This is a genomic window from Chryseobacterium sp. PCH239, assembly GCF_018924625.1.
In the GTDB taxonomy this organism is placed as follows: domain Bacteria; phylum Bacteroidota; class Bacteroidia; order Flavobacteriales; family Weeksellaceae; genus Chryseobacterium; species Chryseobacterium cucumeris.
In genome coordinates this window covers 3395447-3415833 of sequence record NZ_CP073027.1, presented here as the reverse complement: position 1 = coordinate 3415833, position 20387 = coordinate 3395447, and the positions used below count along the sequence as shown (strand labels likewise).

General features: G+C 36.1%; 17 protein-coding genes. 16 read left to right on the top strand and 1 reads right to left on the bottom strand.

Translation table 11 applies throughout. The features are described 5' to 3' along the window. Positions 1 to 103: 103 nt before the first annotated feature. The 8 genes from KBP46_RS15840 to msrA all read left to right on the top strand — a co-directional run bounded on the left by KBP46_RS15840 (position 104) and on the right by msrA (position 12547). The gene (locus tag KBP46_RS15840; RefSeq protein WP_002662059.1) at positions 104 to 325 is read left to right on the top strand and encodes a DUF2795 domain-containing protein; all 222 of its coding nucleotides are present in this window, start codon (positions 104 to 106) and stop codon (positions 323 to 325) included. A gap of 122 nt (positions 326 to 447) precedes the next feature. After that, a complete protein-coding gene (secA, locus tag KBP46_RS15835; protein ID WP_123278789.1) occupies positions 448 to 3522 on the top strand; it encodes a preprotein translocase subunit SecA in 3075 nt (1024 codons plus the stop codon). A 151-nt stretch (positions 3523 to 3673) separates the two neighbouring features. Then, complete coding sequence (locus KBP46_RS15830; RefSeq protein ID WP_123278788.1) at positions 3674 to 5851, top strand: TonB-dependent siderophore receptor; 2178 nt, start codon at positions 3674 to 3676, stop codon at positions 5849 to 5851. Positions 5852 to 5891: 40 nt separating this feature from the next. Then, positions 5892 to 7094, top strand: coding sequence for a PepSY domain-containing protein (locus KBP46_RS15825; protein WP_216443661.1), 1203 nt, complete (start codon positions 5892 to 5894; stop codon positions 7092 to 7094). Further along, entirely contained in the window at positions 7094 to 9208 is a 2115-nt protein-coding gene (locus KBP46_RS15820) for a TonB-dependent receptor (protein ID WP_216443660.1), read from the top strand. Before KBP46_RS15825 ends, KBP46_RS15820 begins: the two co-directional genes overlap by 1 nt. Before the next feature lie 51 nt (positions 9209 to 9259). Further along, positions 9260 to 10471, top strand: coding sequence for a PepSY domain-containing protein (locus KBP46_RS15815; protein ID WP_216443659.1), 1212 nt, complete (start codon positions 9260 to 9262; stop codon positions 10469 to 10471). Between the two features lie 79 nt (positions 10472 to 10550). Continuing rightward, on the top strand, positions 10551 to 11519 hold the full coding sequence (locus KBP46_RS15810; protein ID WP_216443658.1) for an ROK family protein: 969 nt from the start codon (positions 10551 to 10553) through the stop codon (positions 11517 to 11519). 473 nt (positions 11520 to 11992) lie between these two features. Beyond that, positions 11993 to 12547 (top strand): peptide-methionine (S)-S-oxide reductase MsrA, encoded by a 555-nt coding sequence (msrA, locus tag KBP46_RS15805; RefSeq protein ID WP_216443657.1) that lies wholly within the window; start codon positions 11993 to 11995, stop codon positions 12545 to 12547. A gap of 229 nt (positions 12548 to 12776) precedes the next feature. Here msrA and KBP46_RS15800 read toward each other — a convergent pair whose 3' ends face one another. Then, the gene (locus tag KBP46_RS15800; protein WP_216443656.1) at positions 12777 to 13604 is read right to left on the bottom strand and encodes a hypothetical protein; all 828 of its coding nucleotides are present in this window, start codon (positions 13602 to 13604) and stop codon (positions 12777 to 12779) included. Between the two features lie 356 nt (positions 13605 to 13960). Between KBP46_RS15800 and KBP46_RS15795 the strand changes: the two genes are divergently transcribed. The 8 genes from KBP46_RS15795 to KBP46_RS15760 all read left to right on the top strand — a co-directional run bounded on the left by KBP46_RS15795 (position 13961) and on the right by KBP46_RS15760 (position 20365). Next, on the top strand, positions 13961 to 14152 hold the full coding sequence (locus KBP46_RS15795; protein WP_216443655.1) for a hypothetical protein: 192 nt from the start codon (positions 13961 to 13963) through the stop codon (positions 14150 to 14152). Between the two features lie 44 nt (positions 14153 to 14196). After that, the gene (locus tag KBP46_RS15790) at positions 14197 to 15837 is read left to right on the top strand and encodes a tetratricopeptide repeat-containing sensor histidine kinase (protein WP_216443654.1); all 1641 of its coding nucleotides are present in this window, start codon (positions 14197 to 14199) and stop codon (positions 15835 to 15837) included. A gap of 10 nt (positions 15838 to 15847) precedes the next feature. Next, the gene (locus KBP46_RS15785) at positions 15848 to 16510 is read left to right on the top strand and encodes a DUF5932 domain-containing protein (protein ID WP_216443653.1); all 663 of its coding nucleotides are present in this window, start codon (positions 15848 to 15850) and stop codon (positions 16508 to 16510) included. Between the two features lie 115 nt (positions 16511 to 16625). Then, positions 16626 to 17291, top strand: coding sequence for a response regulator (locus KBP46_RS15780; protein ID WP_216443652.1), 666 nt, complete (start codon positions 16626 to 16628; stop codon positions 17289 to 17291). Between the two features lie 138 nt (positions 17292 to 17429). After that, positions 17430 to 17600, top strand: coding sequence for a hypothetical protein (locus KBP46_RS15775; RefSeq protein WP_216443651.1), 171 nt, complete (start codon positions 17430 to 17432; stop codon positions 17598 to 17600). Positions 17601 to 17666: 66 nt separating this feature from the next. After that, a complete protein-coding gene (locus KBP46_RS15770; protein WP_216443650.1) occupies positions 17667 to 18005 on the top strand; it encodes a YegP family protein in 339 nt (112 codons plus the stop codon). 5 nt (positions 18006 to 18010) lie between these two features. Continuing rightward, on the top strand, positions 18011 to 19081 hold the full coding sequence (locus KBP46_RS15765) for a type I restriction endonuclease (RefSeq protein ID WP_216443649.1): 1071 nt from the start codon (positions 18011 to 18013) through the stop codon (positions 19079 to 19081). Between the two features lie 12 nt (positions 19082 to 19093). Next, entirely contained in the window at positions 19094 to 20365 is a 1272-nt protein-coding gene (locus KBP46_RS15760) for a hypothetical protein (protein WP_216443648.1), read from the top strand. Positions 20366 to 20387: the final 22 nt, after the last annotated feature.

The following is a 20387-nucleotide window of genomic DNA, read 5'->3' as shown; positions in this document are numbered from 1 at the left end:
TGACAGCCATTTATAAGAAAAATTATAAAAAGAATTGAAAATCAAGTATAAAAAAGTTTATTATACAACCTATTTTTATACTTTTGCAAAAAATTAGAAAATTATGTACTGGACATTAGAATTAGCTTCATATTTAAGTGACGCACCTTGGCCAATGACAAAAGCAGAGCTTATCGACTACGCCATCAGAACTGGTGCACCTATGGAAGTAGTAGAAAACCTTCAGGCTATTGAAGACGAAGGAGAAATTTATGAATCTATCGAAGAGGTATGGAGTGACTATCCTACTGACGAGGATTTCCTTTGGAACGAGGACGAATATTAATAAAGCGATAAGCTTTAGGCTGCATGCTTAGAGCTTTTTTGCCCTTTTTATATATAATTTACACGATAAGTGTTATTTAAAACGCTTAAAGCATTTTGCATTAAGCATAAAGCAAAAAATTTATGAGTTTTTTAAACAAAGTTCTTAAAGGGTTTTTGGGAGACAAAAAAGCGCAGGACCTAAAAGAAGTAAAAAAAGTTGTAACAAAAATCAGAGCTGTAGAACCTAGCATTCAACAATTGTCGGATGATGGGTTGAGACAAAAAACTGCTGAGTTTAAAGAGAATATAAAATCTGCAACCAGTAAGATCACAGCTCAAATAGAACAGATAAAAGAGCAGATAAAAAATTCAACCAACGTTGATGAAAAAGAAGCTCTTTTCTCAAAAATTGAGTCTTTAAAGAAAGAATCTTACGAAATTGAAGAGAAAGTTCTGGTTCAGGTTCTTCCCGAAGCTTTTGCATTGATCAAAGAAACGGCAAGAAGATGGGCTCAGAATGGAGAAATCCGTGTAACTGCTAGTGACTGGGATAGAGAACTTGTCGCTTCAGGAAAAGATTTCGTTAGCATTCAGGGAGACACAGCTATTTGGAAAAACTCATGGGACGCTGCCGGAACTCCTGTAGTTTGGGATATGGTCCACTATGATGTTCAGTTTATCGGAGGGGTTATTCTTCACAGTGGTAAAATTGCCGAGATGGCAACCGGTGAAGGTAAAACTTTGGTAGGAACATTACCTATTTACTTAAATTCACTTCCGGAAAGAGGAGTGCACGTTGTAACCGTAAACGACTACCTAGCAAAAAGAGACTCCGCTTGGATGGGTCCTCTTTATCAATTCCACGGAATGTCTATCGATTGTATCGATAATCACCAGCCGAATTCAGACGGAAGAAGAAAAGCATACAACTCAGATATTACTTACGGAACGAACAACGAGTTTGGTTTCGATTATCTGAGAGATAACATGGTGACATCACCTTCAGAATTGGTACAAAGAGAACTTAACTTTGCTATCGTGGATGAGGTGGACTCTGTATTGGTAGATGACGCCAGAACACCATTGATCATTTCAGGTCCGGTTCCTCAGGGAGACAGACAGGAGTTTGATGTTCTTAAGCCTTCTATCGACAGAATTGTTGAAGTACAAAAGAAAACCGTTTCTGCTATTTTCAATGAAGCGAAGAAATTAATCGCTGCAGGAAATACAAAAGAAGGTGGTTTCAAATTACTTCAGGCATACAGAGGTCTTCCAAAAAACAGACAATTAATCAAATTCTTATCGGAAAGCGGAAACAGAGCATTGCTTCAGAAAGTTGAGGCGCAATACATGCAGGACAACAACCGTGATATGCCGATCGTAGATAAAGATCTTTACTTCGTAATCGAGGAGAAAAACAATCAGGTAGACCTTACAGACAAAGGTGTTGAATACATGTCTCAGGGTAACTCTGATCCTAACTTCTTCGTACTTCCTGATATCGGAACTGAGATTGCTGAAGTAGAAGCTAAGAACCTTTCTAAAGAAGAAGAGTTTGAAGCAAAAGAAAGACTTTTCTCTGATTTTGCTGAAAAATCCGAGCGTGTTCACACGATGAGTCAGCTATTGAAAGCGTACACATTATTTGAAAAAGATGATGAGTATGTAGTCATTGATGGTGAAGTAAAAATCGTTGATGAGCAGACAGGTCGTATCATGGAGGGACGTCGTTATTCAGACGGTCTTCACCAGGCGATCGAAGCGAAAGAGAATGTAAAAATTGAGGCAGCTACTCAAACTTTTGCAACCATCACGCTTCAGAACTACTTCCGTATGTATAACAAGCTTGCGGGAATGACGGGTACTGCTGAAACTGAAGCTGGAGAGCTTTGGGAAATCTATAAATTAGACGTTGTGGTAATTCCTACCAACCGTCCTATTTTAAGACATGACAAGCAAGACTTAGTTTTCAAAACTAACAGAGAAAAATATAATGCTGTAATAGAGGAAATTGAAAAATTAACAGCACAGAAAAGACCTGTACTGGTAGGTACTACTTCTGTTGAGATTTCTCAGTTACTATCAAAAGCACTTCAGTTAAGAAAGATTCCACACCAGGTATTGAACGCGAAGCTTCACAAAAAAGAAGCTGAGATTGTAGCTGGAGCAGGACAGCCGGGAGTTGTAACCATTGCAACCAACATGGCAGGTCGTGGTACCGATATTAAGCTTTCTAAAGAAGTAAAAGATGCAGGAGGTTTAGCCATCATCGGTACAGAAAGACACGATTCAAGACGTGTTGACAGACAGCTAAGAGGTAGAGCGGGACGTCAGGGAGATCCGGGAAGTTCTCAGTTCTATGTATCTCTTGAAGATAACTTAATGCGTTTGTTCGGTTCTGAAAGAATTGCTAAAATGATGGACAGAATGGGTCACAAAGAGGGAGAAGTAATTCAGCACTCTATGATCAGTAAGTCTATTGAAAGAGCTCAGAAAAAAGTGGAAGAAAATAACTTCGGAACAAGAAAAAGGCTTCTTGAGTACGATGACGTTATGAACAAACAGCGTGATGTAATCTACAAGAGAAGAAAGAATGCTTTATTCGGAGACCATTTGAAATATGATATCACAAATATGATTTTCGATGTTGCCAATTCTATCGTTGCGAAAGGAAAAGCTTCAGGAAATTATAAAGATTTTGAATACGAAATCATTAAAACATTCACAATGGAATCTCCGGTTTCTCAAAGTGATTTTAATAATAAAAACGTTCAGGATCTGACGAATATCTTATTCAAAGCAGCTCAGGAAGACTACAAAATGAAGCTGAACCTATTGAAAGAAAAATCATTCCCAATCATTGAGAATGTATACCAAAATCAAGGTTCAATGTTCAAAATGATCCAGGTTCCATTCACAGACGGACACAAAACAATGACAATTGTAGCTGATCTTAAAGAAGCTTACGATACTCAGTGTGAAAGTTTAGTGAACGATTTTGAAAAGAATATCACTTTATCAATTATCGATGAAAACTGGAAGCTTCACCTTCGTGAGATGGACGACTTAAGAAGATCTTCACAAGGAGCTGTTTACGAGCAGAAAGATCCATTGGTAATTTACAAGCAGGAATCTTTCCACTTATTCAGTGAAATGATCGATAAATTAAACAAAGAAATTATTTCTTTCTTATATAAAGGCGAAATTCCGGCTTAAGAAAAATTTAATAAAATCATACAAAAACCGCTGTGGCATTGACCATAGCGGTTTTTTGTTATTCACTATATAATAATTTTATGATAAATATCAATCTTATTATTTATTTAGAACAGTTAAAAATAATATATTTGCAGAAAATTTGAGTTTCATGAAAAATGTACTGATCTGTGCTTCCGCACTGGGAACAATGTTGGTTTCTGCGCAAAAAAAAGACACCATCAAATCCAATGATATTGAAGAAGTAGTTGTTAACGGAAGATATTATCAGAAGTACAAGCTGAATGAGGTTTCAGGTTCACTGAGAATTCAGACTCCTATTCTTGAGCTGCCACAAAATGTACAGTCTGTAAGTTCACAGGTTCTTGCTGATCAGATGACTCTAAATATGTCTGAAGGAATAGTCCGTAACGTAAGTGGGGCAAGAAAAGTAGAACACTGGGATAATGTATATTCCAATGTTTTCATGAGAGGAGCAGGTATTGCTACTTTCATGAACGGGATGAATGTTTCTTCTACTTGGGGACCCATCAATCCTGACGCATCTATCATAGACAGAATAGAGTTTGTAAAAGGTCCTGCCGGATTTATGGGTTCTATGGGAGATCCTGCCGGATTTTATAATGTAGTTACAAAAAAACCTACCGGAAAATTTGCCAACAGTGTACGTTTCACCACAGGAAGCTATAATCTTTTCAGAGGAGAAGCTGATCTGGATGGAGTTCTTGTAAAAGACGGGGTTTTAGACTACCGTATCAATTTGATGGGAAGCTCTAATAAATCCTGGGTGGAAAATGACAAAACAAACAAATTCATTGTTGCCCCTTCCATTACTTTCAGACCTACAAAAACCACTACATTTACAGCTCAATACAACTATCAATACTTAAAATTCAATCAGCCTGGAGCTTATCTGATGTCAAACGACGGATACGCTTCACTGAATGTACATACCAACTTTAATGACCCTAACTTTAAGAAAACTGAAGTAAAAGACCAGAGTTTATTCTTAAGTTTAGACCAGAAGCTTTTCAAAGACTGGGTTTGGAGCACACAGTATGCTTATATGGATCTGAATTACGACGGAGGTTCTTGGTGGGGAACTTTTGATTCAGCCAATAAAAATGTTTTAAACAGAACCTTAAGCAACTGGCAGGCAAAAGGAAAAAATCATATTTTCCAGACCTATGTGAGAGGAACACTTAATACAGGGAATATTGTTCATAAAATAATCGCGGGATTTGATTACGGAGACAGAAAATACACTGCTGACTTTTCTTCTTATTCAAAAATTGTAGATGGCAAAGAAACCTTACTATTCCCAATTGACATTTATAATGTAAATTATGGGGTAGATCCTTCAAAACTTCCATCTTCTGATTTTTATACATTAAACACTTCTGCTCCGTTTTATAACGATCAGGGCGTAAAATATACTTCTTATTACGCTCAGGATCAGATTGAAATGTTCAATAATAAATTGAGATTAACATTAGCAGGAAGATATACAAGCGGTAAAACTTATTCCGCATATCCTAATCTAAGTCCAGGGACTCCCATTGTACCTGATACAGCTGGTGAGTTTACACCAAGAGTTGGAGTGAGTTATTCTATTAATGAAAATTTCTCTGCTTACGGTATCTATGATAAAACCTTCGTACCACAATCCGGAACAGGAATTAACAAAACCAAAATTACAGATCCTTTCAGAGGACAGAATATTGAATTCGGATTGAAAAAAGACTGGTTCGGAGGAAAATGGAACTCTACTTTTGCAGTATACGAAATCAGAAGACAAAATATTCTTGTTGCGGGACCTAAAGAACAAAATGAAGGACAGCCCTTCCAAGTGGCTACAGGTGAGCAGAGAGCAAGAGGTTTTGAAACTGATATCAAAGGAGAAATCATCAAAGGATTGAACATCATTGTAAACTATGCCTACACTGATGCAAAAACCATCAAAGACACAGATCCTGCAAGAATTGGAGTTCAGTCTCCAGGAAATGCAAAAAATGTTCAGAATACCTGGATCAACTATAGATTCCAGAATGGTGTTTTAAATGGTTTCGGTATTTCTGCAGGATATCAATATCAGGGAGGAAGACAATCCTGGTATGGGGTAAGTGCCACAAAAGATCAGAGTCTTCCTGATTATTTTGATACCAACTTCGGCGTTTCTTATGTTGCTAAAAAATTCGATATTAACTTTATGTTGAACAATGTTCTTAACAGAAAGCTTTACAGCGGATATAGAGGTGATGGAGGAGAATATGCCTGGATCTACAATGCTCCGCGTAACTGGAGAGTATCAATAGGATATAAATTTTAAAAAATCAAAGGTTAGCCCCTCATGGGGTTAACTTTTTGCTATGAGAAAAAAGCATCATCATAAAAAGAAGGTTTCTTCCACAAAAAAATGGTCTGCAAAGCTGCATTTGTGGCTGGGTTTATCTGTTGGAATCATTGTATTTATAGTCTCTCTTTCAGGGACTTTATATGTTTTTAAGGATGAAATACAGAATAGCTTACGCAAAGAAGCCATTTACCTGAAAAAGGAGGATATCGGAAAAAAGCCATTGTCTATTAATCTGCTTCGTGAAAAAGTTACGCTGGAACTTAATGAAAAATATCCTGTAAGCGCTGTAGAAATTCCTTTGGATAAAAATAAATCCTACCAGTTTGAGTACTATGACAAAAGCAAAAAAGGATGGAATTATTTTCAGCAGGTACACATCAACAAACTAGTCTATGTGAATCAGTACACCGGGCAAATCCTGGCGGTTTATAATGAGAAGTATGATGTATTCAACATCCTGAAATATATCCACTGGGGACTTCTGCTTAATTCAGAATGGGGACCGTATACTGTAGGAATCCCAACTGTCCTTTTTATCGCTATGCTGATTACAGGAATCATCTTATGGTGGCCTAAAAACAAAAATGCAAGAAAAGGACGTTTTTGGTTCAACTGGGAAAATGTAAAAAACTGGAAGCGTAAAAATTATGATCTTCATAATGTTCTTGGATTCTATGCATCATTTATTGCATTGCTATTAAGTATTACAGGGCTTTATTTTGCTTATCCCTATGTAAAAAACACTTTTACTTTTGCATTATCAGGTTCATGGGAACTTCCAAAGGAAAAAGAAAGAAAATCTCCGGACTCTCTGATAGCAAAGAATGAAGCTGTTTTTGATCTCGCTGCGACACAAACTCAAAAGCTGTACGCAAAATCATCCAGCTTCAGAATTACTTTGAACGGAAAGAATAAAAAAGGAAAAGAACTGAAGAATCTTCCGGTAACGGTTTACGGAATGGATGGAAGATACAGTGAAAGAAACATCCTGACATTCGACAAATACTCCGGAAAACTACTCGCCAATAAACCTCATCACAATCTCAATACTGCCGAGAAATATTCCAACGCCAATTACGACATCCATACCGGTTCCTACTTCGGAATCATTGGAAAGGTCATCTGGTTTATAGCCGGCCTCACATGTACATCGCTCCCTGTAACCGGATTTCTGGTCTGGTGGGGAAAAAGAAAGAAAAAAGGAAAGAAAATATAATGAAAAAAGTGCTTTTATCAGCTGCCTGCTTAGGAACTGCTACTGTTTTTGCTCAGGTAAAAGATAGTTTACAAACTAAAAATGTAGACGAGGTTGTCATGACTGCTTCCAGAAAAAAGGAAAGCATCAAAGAAGTTCCAAGCTCCGTAACGGTGGTAGGAGAGAAACAGATTCAGTCTCAGCTGACCGTTAACTCAGATATCACAAGCATCCTGCAGTATACCGTTCCCAGTTTAGGAACCAATTCGGGACAGACATCCAATACAGGACAGACCTTAAGAGGACGTCAGGTTCTGGTTTTGATTGATGGAATTCCACAGTCTACCCCACTTCGTAACGGAGCAAGAGATTTAAGAACCATTGACCCTTCAGCGATCGAAAGAATAGAGGTAATCAAAGGAGCTTCTTCCATTTATGGTAACGGAGCAGACGGAGGGATCATCAATTATATTACAAAAAGAAGCAAAACAGATAAAAAAATCTCCGGGATTTCACAGATCGGGCTTACAGGGCAGCCTTATGGAGGTACTTTAGGAGTAAGAGCCAGTCAGCTTTTATCGGGAAAGATCAACAAGTTTGATTATACCCTTTCATTAGCCTACGAAAGAACAGGATATACAAAAGACGGTGATGGTGTTTTGATAAGTCCTACGTATAGCATTGCGAAGATGGACAACTACAACGGACTGTTGAAAATAGGTTATGACGTCAACGAAAATCAGAGAATTGAGGCTTCTTATATTGGTTATTCTTCAAGATCAGATTTGAATGTAGGACTAAAAACAGGTAAATACGGTATCACGCCAACCATTGGTGAAGGAATTGGAAAAGGATTGGAAACCACTCCTCAGGGAACTCCTAAAAACCACAACATAAGAGTAAGCTACGACAATAAGAACCTGTTTGCAGGAACGTCTTTGAATATCAACCTTTACTATCAGGATTTTAAAACCGTTTACGGTTACAGCGACACCTTTTTCAACGGCGGGCAGTCGAATGTAATCTCAAAAAAAGCAGGAGCAAGATTCAATTTTGATACCCAGCTTTGGAACTCAGCCAACTCTCAGGGAGAAATTATCTACGGAGCCGATATTCTGAATGATGAAACGGTACAAAAACTGGAAGACGGACGTTTCTGGACTCCGAATATGAACATGACCAATATTGCACCTTTCGTACTGGCAAAAATAGATCTGTTTAAAAAGTTCACCATCAAAGGAGGACTTCGTTACGAGAACATCAAAGTAAATGTAGATGACTTCAATACCCTTTCTACCCTGAAAAGTGACGGAACTTTCACCAAAAGTATTCCTGTCGCGGGTGGAAAACTGAACTACAATGCATTGGTAGGAAATATTGGAATTCGTTACAATATTGAGCCTTATATCAACCTTTTCGGAAGCTTCTCTCAGGCCTACTCTATCAATGAGTTAGGAAGAATTTTAAGAACCTCAACTTCTGAAACCATCAAAAGCCTGGAAACAAAACCAATCATTGTAAACAACTACGAATTGGGAGCAACAGGACAGCTTTCCAGCTGGTTGAATTATGAATTAACTTCTTATGTAAGCACATCGAAACTGGGAGCATCATTCGTACAAAGTCCAGACAGAGCATTGATGATTCAGAGATCTCCCGAGATTGTATACGGGGTAGAAGGATTTTTACACTTTAGCCCTACAAAATGGATTCAGTTTGGTGGAAGCTACAGCTGGATGGAAGGAATTACCTCTATAAAGGACGACGGTGATTATTCAACCAAGATCAACAACAGCAGAATTTCTGCGCCTAAAGTATTGGCTTATGTTCAGGCAAGACCTGTTCCAGCTCTATCCGTTGGTCTTGATATGCTTCACTCTTTCCAGCAAAACAGATTTGAACCAAATACCAAGACGGGATTGTATGCTTATGGTGAAGGATATGTACCTGAGTATACTGTTTTCAATTTCAAATCCAGTTATGAGGTTGACACCAACTGGAGAGTATCATTAGGTATTGAAAACCTTTTCAACAAACTGTATCAGCCTGCTATTTCATGGTGGACTGCAAGAGACAGTGATTTTACCAATGCTCTTGGATTGAGAGGGACATTCATGATTGAATACAAATTTTAATTAATCTAAATAAAAAGTAAAGCATATCTTTGCTTTACTTTTTACTGTTATATGAAGAAAAAGCATCATCATAAAAAGAAACCGGGCTTTATCAAAAAATGGTCTGCCAAGCTGCATCTTTGGTTCGGGTTGGGAATAGGATTTCTGATCTTTATTATCTCTATTACCGGAGCATTATACGTATTTAAAGATGAAGTGGAAAATATCACCCGAAAAGACGTCATCTACCATCACGAGCAAAATATAGAGCAGAAACAGGTCCTTCCCATCAGAGTGATGGAAAAGGCTGTGGCAGAACAGGTAAAAGAGAAATATCCTATCCACTGGGTAAATGTTCCTATTGATAAAAAAATGTCCTATATTTTCTTCTGGTATGAACATAATACAGATGCCTGGAACTATTTTGATGAATTTCCTATCTACAAACAGGCCTATGTAAACCCATACACAGGGAAAGTACTGAGAGTCTATGATGAAAAAAACGGATTCTTCAATATTGTAAAAATGATCCACTGGAGCTATCTTTTGAAGCAGGACTGGGGAACGTATGTGGTTGGAATTCCTGTTATCATTTTTATCATTATGCTGATCTCAGGGATTATCCTCTGGTGGCCAAAGAACAAAGCAGCAAGAAAACAGCGATTTGCCTTCAAATGGAAAAATATCAAAAGCTGGAAACGAAAGAACTACGACCTCCATAATGTCTTAGGATTTTACGCGTCGATTTTTGCTTTAATCTTCTCAATTACAGGTCTTTTCTATGCTTTTTTTGTAGTACAGGCGATGATTTACGTGATATTTTCCGGTGGACAAACAAAGTATCCTGACTTCTCACATATTAAAACAAAGGCACCTATCGAATTAAGAACAGAAGGAACACTGGATAAAATCATCAATACAGTACAGACAAAATATCCTGAATCTTATGGTTTCGCTATCGATTTAGGACATCCGCATATGGATGACCACGAACATCCCAACTTTGAGGTGTACGTAAAACATCTTTCTTATTCTTACCATAAAAGCAGCAGCTTAATCTTTGATGAGAACTCAGGGGAATTGCTGCACACTCATGATCCTAAGGACAAAAACTTTGGAGAAAAGGTTGTGAGCGCCAATTATGATATTCACGTTGGTGCTATTCTGGGACTTCCCACCAAGATCATCGCTTTTATTGTAAGTATTATCTGCGCTTCTCTTCCGGTTACCGGATTTATGATCTGGTGGGGGAGAAAAAAGAAAAAACCAATAAAAACAGCTTAAAGTATTAAATAAAACCTACTTAATAATCCATTAATACAATCTTTTTTATAATTTTAGCCCCTAGAATTTAATAATAGAAATGTCATTAATAGATTTATCAAAACAAGTTGCCCTTGGAGTTGACATCGGCGGAACCAATACTAAATTCGGAATCGTAAACCACCGTGGTGAAGTTCTGGATAAAGGAAATCTGAGAACTGATGCCTATGACAAAGTGGAAGATTTCATCGATGCTTTATATGAACATGTTCGTCCAATGATGGAAAAGTATGGTACTGAAGCTCACTTTGACGGAATCGGAGTAGGCGCACCAAACGCTAACTATTACAAAGGAACCATAGAACTTGCCCCTAATCTTCCATGGAAAGGTGTTATTCCTTTCGCTGAGCTGATGACGGCAAAATTTGGCCTTCCTTGTACAGTAACCAATGATGCGAATGCTGCGGCACTGGGAGAAATGCTTTTCGGAGCTGCAAGAGGAATGAAAGATTTCATCATGATTACGCTGGGAACAGGAGTAGGAAGTGGAATTATTGCCAACGGAAGCTTAATCTATGGACACGATGGGTTTGCCGGAGAATTGGGACATACGATTGTAAAGCCAGGCGGGAGAAAACACTGGAGCACAGGTTCTGAAGGAAGTCTGGAAGCCTATGCTTCTGCTACGGGAATTACCATTACAGCCAAAAAAATGAGGGCAGAATTCCCGGAATCCATGTTGAACCAATATCCTGAAGATGCGATCAATTCTAAAACAGTATACGAATGTGCTATCAAGGAAGATCCTATCGCGATTGAGGTTTTCAGATATACAGGTCAGAAACTGGGTGAAGCCCTGGCTAATTTTGTTATGTTCTCTTCACCGGAAGCTATTCTTCTGTTTGGAGGAGTAATCAAAGCGGGAGATTTTATCTTAAAGCCTGCTAAACTGCATATGGAAAGAAACCTTCTTCCTATTTTCAGAAATAAGGTAAAACTGGTATTCAGTGAGCTTGACGAAGCAGATGCTGCCATTCTTGGGGCAAGTGCTTTAGTTTGGGAAAAATAACTGAACGCTATTGTAAATAATTCAGAGCATCCTTTTAGGGTGCTTTTCTTGTTTTTCCCAAAGATCGCACAGATTTTCACAGATGACTATTCTATATTTTCTTGTCACTATTTGTGAAGACATTGGTGTTATTTGTCTTTAAAATTAAATTAGCGCAATTAATATGCTTGGACAAAGCTCAGCATGACATCACTAATACCAGCTGCTTTAAAATGTTCCGGATATCCGCCATTCACATCTTGTAGTGAAAGTATTTCCCACAGATCACAGGTTTTCACAGATGATTATCCTGTATTTTCTTGTGGTGATTTGTGAAACATTGGTGTTATTTGTGTTTGAAAACCATTTGTCACATCTATCATTGTAATTTACGTTTCAGACATAAAATCGTGTTTAAATGAAAAAGTTTTTCCTATTTTTGATCAGCTTTTCCGGATAAAGGAAGAGATCATAAAACAATATAATTACCTACAATGGACAATAATAATTTAGAACAGATTACTTTCGGAGGCGGATGTTTCTGGTGCGTGGAGAGCTGTTTCAATATGCTTAAAGGGGTACAATCTGCTATTTCAGGATATTCAGGCGGACATAAAGACAATCCGACTTATCAGGAAGTCTGTACAGGAGAAACCGGACATGCGGAAGTGGTACAGATCACTTATGATCCTGCCATTATTTCTTATGAACAGCTGATGGATGTGTTTTTCTTCCTTCATGATCCTACTCAATTGAACAGACAGGGAAATGATATCGGAACCCAGTACCGTTCTGTTATTTACTATAAAGATGATGCAGAAAAAGCAAAAGCTGAAGAAGCCATCAAGGTATCTCAGGAATCAGGAAGATGGGCTGGTACCTATGTAACGGAATTAACGAAATTCGACAAATTCTGGCCTGCAGAACAATATCATCAGGGATATTATAACGAAAATCCGACACAGCCGTATTGCAGCGCTGTAGTGGGACCAAAAATCCAGAAGTTCAAAAAGCATTTCGGGGAATTGGGAATGCTGAATGCAGAGTAAAGTCTTACATTTTTAAGTTTTGGCTAAAGCCGGATCTGATGATATGAATTTAGTTAACGGACTAAAGTCCGCTCCTACTGATATTTAATATTATTCCAGAAAATGGAATCCTGATATTTAAAAGCTAGTATAAAATACATAAGCGAAGAGAAAATCTCTTCGCTTTTTTGTTACCATAAAATGGGTAAGGATTTGTTTTAGTTGGGTTTAAAATTATTGTGAAGGAAATTTATTTTTCAATCAGGAAAGGTTCTGAATTTTTCCCGGCGTATTTTGTGATCATATGGCTCGTTGCATTTTTTAAACTTTTGCCATTATCTGGATTTATTCCATCCATTGTAAAAAACTCTACCACATTATCATATTTTGTGTACCAAGAACTCCCCAATCCATTTTCTACCGTTAAAGTATCTGGTCTGGTAATTTTCCTAAAATACTTCAACTTGACAGTATCAACGGGTATTAACTTGTGTTTGGGATTTTTATCATCGCAGGATGTTAGCTTGTATTCTTCCCCATCCCAGTACATACATTGATTTTCTTTGACTTCATTTCGTCCATAAGAAAAACCTGCAAATAAAATCAGAATGAGAGCTCCTATTCCCATTCCATTTTTTGCCATATGTGGAATATTAAAAACAGGCGTATTCGTAATGTTTATAATTATTTTAGAAAGTCTTTCTGACAAAGAATCTTCATCATTTCCAATTTTCATTTCTATCTGAGTCTCTCCATGATCTCTCCTAATTGTATAATTCTCAGAAAAATCTTTAAAATTATCATACCCCACATACCAACTTAATTGATCTAAAGTTAGATCGTCAATAGAATAGTCTCGGTTTTCATGTACCAATCTATTGTAGTATCGTACAAAAGTTCTTCCATCTTTAGAATAACCAAATTTCTCTTCTAGTTTCTGACTTAAAAAATCAAATACAGTACTATAAACATCTGTTTCAAGTTTAAGTTCTTTTTTTGCGGTTTCATATGCTGCTTTTATGAGCAATTTTCTTTTCTCAAACATACAATTTCGATAATGGATTAATTTGCTGTCCAAATTAGACACATTTTAGACAATACAATTGCGGTTTTCCGTAATACACAGCATTTTACATGGCTTTATCTGTCCACTCACTGTCTCACATAAGACAACATACTATCGGATATTTGTAAAAGAAATCAGGGACAATTACAAACATTAAAAATAAAATCTAAAAAACTCTGATTTCAAAAATCACCAGATAAAACGGAGGAAAACTCCGGATTGGGAAGCAGATGTTTCTCCTCCGTTTTTGAAGGTTCACTTCCCTAAAAAATTAAGAAGCGCTTCGAAATTTTAATTGTGTACAGCCTGAGATAAATACATCTCAGGAGGAAGAAAAACAGTCAAAAAACTTCTAAAATTTTACGGAAATGATCGAGATTATATTGATGCTAATCGGTTTAGCATTCTCAAACAATAATGCTAATATTACAACTGCAAATGATAATAACCCAACTACTGAAACAGTTCAGCCTCAAAGTGGAGCTACAGATCCTGTAGGAGGAACAGGGGAGAGCGATACAGGAGGAGAAACAGGAACAACCCTTCCTCCTAAAAAATAGAAATTTTAACCACTCTTTAGAGTGGTTTTTTTTATTTTAGTAAAATGATACGAAATTTATTATTTTTCCTTTTTTCATTCTGTCTCGTTGCTTCATGCAAGGATACACTGGAAACGAATAATGACATATTAAAAGCTGATAAATTATACGAAGAAGGTGTTAGACTTCTTGAAAAAGATGATGTTAAGGCCTATTTAAAGCTCCAAGAAGCTATAAGTTATTATAGTAAAAAAAATGATTTTTCTAATATTTCTAAAAGTTTAATTGTACAAGCAAATGCTCAAAAAAACAGAGGTGATTTTTTAGGTGCGGAATCAACATTGGTAGAAGCACTAAAAATGATGAAGGAAAATGATGAAAGCCTTTATGCATTATATGATACTATGGCTAATTTAAAGTTAAATCAAAATCAATATCCTCAGGCAATTGAATGGTATGATAAAGCGCTCTCTGTTAAAATTGAATCTGAACAAAACCGGCTAAGTATATTAAATAATAAATCTGTAGCAGTATATAAATCAGGGAAATATAAACAAGCATTGAACATTTTACAAAAGCTTAACTTATCAAGCCTTTCAGATTTAAATTTAAAAAATAGAATTAAAGATAATATTGAATATATAAAATGGCTAGACAACAATAATACAGATGCTCAAACTAACATAGAAAATATTCTAAAACTTAAGTTAGAAAATAATGACCTTTGGGGAGCTAATTCAAGCTATGCTCATTTAGCAGAAATTAATAAGAAATCAAATCCAGAGAAATCACTTTATTATGCTAAAAAAATGCTTGATATTGCTCAAATAAACAAAAGCCCTGAAGATAGACTTGAAGCTCTTGAAAAAATAATTTATGTAGATAAGCCAGCAGATATAAATAATCACTTCCGAATATATAAAAATCTATCCGACAGCATACAGGCCAGTCGTAATGATTACACTAATAAATTTGCTTTTATAAAGTATGAAAATACAAAAGTAAAAGCTGAAAAGGCTGAAAAAGAAATTCAATTATTATGGCAATACATTCTTTCGGGATTACTTATTGGCCTACTAATTATTATTATTATTTTATATAAAAAAAGACAGAAAAAGCTTGAACAAGAAAAAGAAATCGAGGTAAAAAACACCCAGCTTAAGATGTCTAAAAAAGTGCACGATGTGGTTGCCAATGGTATTTACCAGGTGATGACAAAAATTGAAAACCAGGAAGATTTTGACCGGGATAAAGCGCTTGATGAACTGGAATTTGTGTATGAAAAATCAAGAGATATTTCCTACGATAAAATTGGAGAAGAAAAAGAGTTCAGCAAAGTCATCTCAGAGCTTATTGCTTCTTTTAATAATGATACCGTAAAAACCTTTACCGCAGGAAACAGTCCTGCGATCTGGGAGTCCGTTTCTCCCACAGTAAAAGAGGAGGTTTACCAAATGGTCCGTGAGCTGATGGTGAATATGAAAAAACACAGCCGGGCCAGTCATGTTGCGGTTAAATTTGAAAAAATAAACAATGTCGTTGAAATTCAGTACAAAGACAATGGAATAGGAATTCCGGGGGATCTTGTTTATAAAAACGGCTTACGTAATGCGGCATCCCGTATTAAAACAATCAACGGAACCCTTACTTTTGAAACAAAAATTGAAAAGGGGCTGAAGGTCAATCTTTCATTCCCTGTTTCCTAATTATGCAGCCATGTTCAAAAAAGTTTTAATCGTTGAGGATCAGGAAATAATGAACCAAGGAATCCTGAATACAATAAAAGAGTTAAACATTCCTGATTTTGATTATGTAACCTATTGTGATGAAGCGTTAAGCAGGATCAGAACAGCTTTGGAAAGAAAAAATCCATATGATCTGCTTATTGCTGATTTGTCTTTTGCACAAGACCATATTCCTCAGAAACTTCATTCCGGACAGGAGCTTATTCTTGAAGCAAAAAAAGTTCAACCGGCTTTAAAAGTAGTGGTATTTTCTGTTGAAAAAAAAGCAAAAACAATTGACGATCTTTATAAAATCTATCAGATTAATGGATTTGTAAGTAAGGCAAGGCGTGACGGACAAGATCTGAAAAGCACAATACGGAAAATCTTTAACGGAGAAACCGTAATTCCCCAGGAAATTCTGAATACAATGCGTCATATTTCTTCTGAGTTTGATGCGTATGATATCAAATTGCTTGAGCTGTTAGCTAAAGGCTATAAGCAAAGTGAAATAAGCACTTCTCTGAAACAGCACAGAATGATCCCATATGGCATCAGGTCTATCGAAAGGAGGCTGAACGAACTCAGGGACAGTCTTGGCGCAAAAAATAACATTGAAATGATCGTCATCTGCAAAGATATCGGTCTCATCTGATCAGGTCTGCTGAAATATCATTTTTTTGTCCCTTTTACGTGAAACCGTAATGACTAAAAATTAAATGAATATACTTTTGGGGTCTTAACCCATTTTTTAATTAAACCGTATAACCATGTTCAAAAAAATTTTAATTGCCGAAGATCATGAAAGCATCAATATTTCTGTTCAGAAAACTCTTGAGGAGCTGAATATTCCTACAGTAGATTATGTATATTACTGTGATGATGCTATAGGAAAAATTCAGAAAGCATTACGGGAAGAATATCCTTATGACCTGTTGATTACAGATCTGTATTATGAAGATGATCATCATGAGCAAAACCTTAAAGACGGAAAAGAACTCATCAGAAAAGCAAAAGAGATACAGCCTGACTTGAAAATCATTGTATTTTCGGCAGAACATAAAACGGGTGTAATAGAAAATCTTTTTTCAGATTATGAAATCAACGGATATATCCGTAAAGCCAGAAACGATTCAAAAGAACTGAAAAAGGCCATTGCATCTGTATATATCGGCGAAAACTATTTATCTTTTGATCTGAAGCAGGATATGAAAAAGTTCAACAGCTATGAGTTTTCTACATTTGACATTACTCTCGTCTCCCTCCTTTCTAAAGGAATCTTACAAAAAAACATTCCCGCCCACCTCGAAGAAAGAAATATTAAACCCTCCAGCCTGAGCAGTGTCGAAAAAAGATTAAACAGTCTGAAAGAAGACCTTGAAATAAACAGCAATGAGCAGCTGGTAGCCTTCTGTAAGGACATCGGGATTATATAATACACAATTCATTTTACATATAGCCTTTCAAATTTTTTGAAAGGTTTTTTTATTTTTTGCCCGTTTTACGGAAACCCGTAACGAACCAAAATTTAATGCTCATATTTTTGGACTGTTAAACCAATAAAAATTTTTACAATGGAAAGAAAACCATTAGGAACAAAAGCGAAGACAGGAGAAAATTGTCCTGAATCTGGAGTTTGGAAAGTCGTTGGAAATCCTTCTACAACAGCTCCAATTTCAAAAGGAAATAGAATGCCTCCTTATGATGGTAAATCTGTTACTTGGGAATTAATTCAGTACGCTTAACAAGTCATTATTTCCAGTGATTATTACCAAAAATGATCACTGGATTATCTAATAATAAAATTAATCATGGGAAAATTCGTAATCACACAAAGAGTCAACAAAGAGTATCAGTTTAATCTGAAAGCCGGAAACGGTGAAATCATTCTAACCAGTGAAGGGTATGTTCAGAAAGTATCCTGTCAAAAAGGCATCGAATCTGTAAAAGTCAATTCTCAGGATCTTGCAAGGTACGACAGAAGACTTGCAAAAAATGGAAAAGACTATTTCGTTCTAAAAGCAAGAAACGGTGAAATTATAGGGAACAGCCAGATGTATAGTACAAAATCCGGAATGGAAAATGGTATTGCTTCTGTAAAATCAAATGCCCCGACAGCTGAAATCATTGACGAAACTTTAAAAAACTAAACACTATGGATCTTAAAATTAAACTGGAGCAATTGCAGCAGAAAGTTATGGGACTTAAAGACCAGATCGGAACTGAAGAAGCCACAAAAAATGCCTTCGTAATGCCTTTTATACAAATACTGGGATATGATATTTTTAATCCCACAGAAGTGGTTCCGGAGCATGTCTGTGATATCGGAACAAAAAAAGGAGAAAAGGTAGATTATGTGATCAAAAATAATGATGAGCCCATCTTCATTATTGAATGTAAGCATTGGAAAGAAAGCGCCGATGCTCACAATTCACAGCTTCACAGGTATTATCATGTTTCCAAAACAAGATTCGGAGTTTTGACCAATGGAATTGTGTACAACTTTTATACAGATCTGGAAAAGCCCAATATTATGGATGAAAAACCGTTTTTCACCATCAATATTGAAGATTTAAAAGACAGTTCCATCAAAATTCTAGAAAGTTTCACCAAAAAAGATTATAATCTGGAAAGTATACTTGATTCTGCAGAAGCATTAAAGTATATCAAAGCCATCAGAAAGGAATTCGAAAAGGAAATTGAAAATCCATCTGATGAATTGGTAAAACTTCTGGTGAACCGTTTCTTTGAAAAGCCTTTAACAGCCAACAGAATGATTTCTTTTAAAGAGTATGCTAAAAAAGCATTAACTACTTCTATTAATGAATCGATCAGCTTCCGGCTAAAGTCCGCATTGAGCATTAATGAACAGATAGAGAAAAAAGAAGACGATATAAAATCATCACAATCTATTGATCAAAATAATGATTCTAAAATCGTAACTACTGCAGAAGAACTGGAAGGCTTCCAAATTGTAAAAGCTATTCTGAGAGAGAAAATTCCTTCTTCGAGAATTGCCTATCGGGATACTTTATCCTATTTCGGGATTTTATTGGATGACAATAACAGAAAACCACTTTGCAGATTACACTTCAATACAACAAATAAATATCTGGAAACTTTCCACAACGGAAAAGAAGCAGGAGAAAAGATTTTATTGAATACCCTTGATGAAATCTATAATTACAGAAATCAGCTTCATCTGACGCTGGAAAACTATGGATAAAAATTAATAGCCATGAAAACTTTTATAATTATTCTGAAAGCTTTACGGTGGATTTTGGGTGTTTCATTTCTTCTTATTTCGTTAGGTCTTTTAATAGAACAGAGTTTTGAGGCATCAATTGTAATGCTGATATTGGGTATATTTTTAATCCCGCCAACAGGTAATTTTATTACTAATAAAATAAGAATGATCAATCTTGATGGAACTCATAAAATCTTACAAACCATAGACTATTCTGATCTTCATACTATTTTACCCGTCTATCAACAAAATGTATTAAACCACAAAAAAGTATTAACTGAAAAACAAAAATTAAGGTTTGGGAGAAAAATTTATTATAATACCCTTTGTAATGCTATTTCAGATTTTAATCTCACCCAAAGCAAAATTCTTAAACTGAACGAGATTAAAGTGTATTTCAACTTATCTGATCAGCAAGTACTGTTAGAAAAAAATAGGATCTCAGAAAAAACGGTAAAAAATCTGGTTCAGAAATGTTATGAAGATCGTGTACTGACTGATTTAGAAGAACAGCAAATTACAAACATGGCTAACTTTCTTCAATTTCCGTTAAATAAAGCAGGAGAGATCAAAAATAAAATCGCTTTTTCATTATTCAATAGAATACTTGAAGAAAAGATATCTGATAACCGCCTTTCTCCAATAAAAGAAACAGAGCTGAAACAGGCGACAAGAAATCTGAAAATTGACCATCAGAGCATTAAAGTATATCTTTCTGACCGAAAAATTAAAAGTTTACAGCAAGCCAAGTTATTATGGAATCTTGACCATGGTATTTTTCCAGTTATTTACAATCCTTCCATAACGTTAGCAAGAGATGAACAATGCTATTTAAACGTTAATGCAACTCTTATTGAAAACAAGCTTGTTCATGCAGGATATTCACGCACAAGTACCGGTGTTTCCTTCAGAGTTATGAAAGGAGTAAATGCCAGAATTGGCGGCGGAAGATACCGTCCCGTAAAAGAAAATATAAGGGAGACTCATCCTGGAACTCTATATCTTACCAACTCAAGAATTATTTTCAATGCCGGAGGGAAAAGCTTCCAAATTCCTTTCTATAAATTGATTTCCCACAACGCAAGAGGAGGAAATCTTGAATTGGTAATCCAAAATAAAAGCTATTCACTGCGTGTAAATTATAAAGAAACTGAAATATTCACACTTGCATTATCAAGTTCTCTCCGACAGTACAAAAACGCCAATGATTATCTAAAAATACAGGCGATGAGAGAAATCTCTATGAATGAAAATTTCATCTGAAGATAAAATCAATTAACTATTA

Coding starts and splice junctions, on each gene's coding strand:
- KBP46_RS15840 (WP_002662059.1), top strand. CDS start 104: ATGTACTGGACATTAGAATTAGCTTCATATTTAAGTGACGCACCTTGG.
- secA (WP_123278789.1), top strand. CDS start 448: ATGAGTTTTTTAAACAAAGTTCTTAAAGGGTTTTTGGGAGACAAAAAA.
- KBP46_RS15830 (WP_123278788.1), top strand. CDS start 3,674: ATGAAAAATGTACTGATCTGTGCTTCCGCACTGGGAACAATGTTGGTT.
- KBP46_RS15825 (WP_216443661.1), top strand. CDS start 5,892: ATGAGAAAAAAGCATCATCATAAAAAGAAGGTTTCTTCCACAAAAAAA.
- KBP46_RS15820 (WP_216443660.1), top strand. CDS start 7,094: ATGAAAAAAGTGCTTTTATCAGCTGCCTGCTTAGGAACTGCTACTGTT.
- KBP46_RS15815 (WP_216443659.1), top strand. CDS start 9,260: ATGAAGAAAAAGCATCATCATAAAAAGAAACCGGGCTTTATCAAAAAA.
- KBP46_RS15810 (WP_216443658.1), top strand. CDS start 10,551: ATGTCATTAATAGATTTATCAAAACAAGTTGCCCTTGGAGTTGACATC.
- msrA (WP_216443657.1), top strand. CDS start 11,993: ATGGACAATAATAATTTAGAACAGATTACTTTCGGAGGCGGATGTTTC.
- KBP46_RS15795 (WP_216443655.1), top strand. CDS start 13,961: ATGATCGAGATTATATTGATGCTAATCGGTTTAGCATTCTCAAACAAT.
- KBP46_RS15790 (WP_216443654.1), top strand. CDS start 14,197: ATGATACGAAATTTATTATTTTTCCTTTTTTCATTCTGTCTCGTTGCT.
- KBP46_RS15785 (WP_216443653.1), top strand. CDS start 15,848: ATGTTCAAAAAAGTTTTAATCGTTGAGGATCAGGAAATAATGAACCAA.
- KBP46_RS15780 (WP_216443652.1), top strand. CDS start 16,626: ATGTTCAAAAAAATTTTAATTGCCGAAGATCATGAAAGCATCAATATT.
- KBP46_RS15775 (WP_216443651.1), top strand. CDS start 17,430: ATGGAAAGAAAACCATTAGGAACAAAAGCGAAGACAGGAGAAAATTGT.
- KBP46_RS15770 (WP_216443650.1), top strand. CDS start 17,667: ATGGGAAAATTCGTAATCACACAAAGAGTCAACAAAGAGTATCAGTTT.
- KBP46_RS15765 (WP_216443649.1), top strand. CDS start 18,011: ATGGATCTTAAAATTAAACTGGAGCAATTGCAGCAGAAAGTTATGGGA.
- KBP46_RS15760 (WP_216443648.1), top strand. CDS start 19,094: ATGAAAACTTTTATAATTATTCTGAAAGCTTTACGGTGGATTTTGGGT.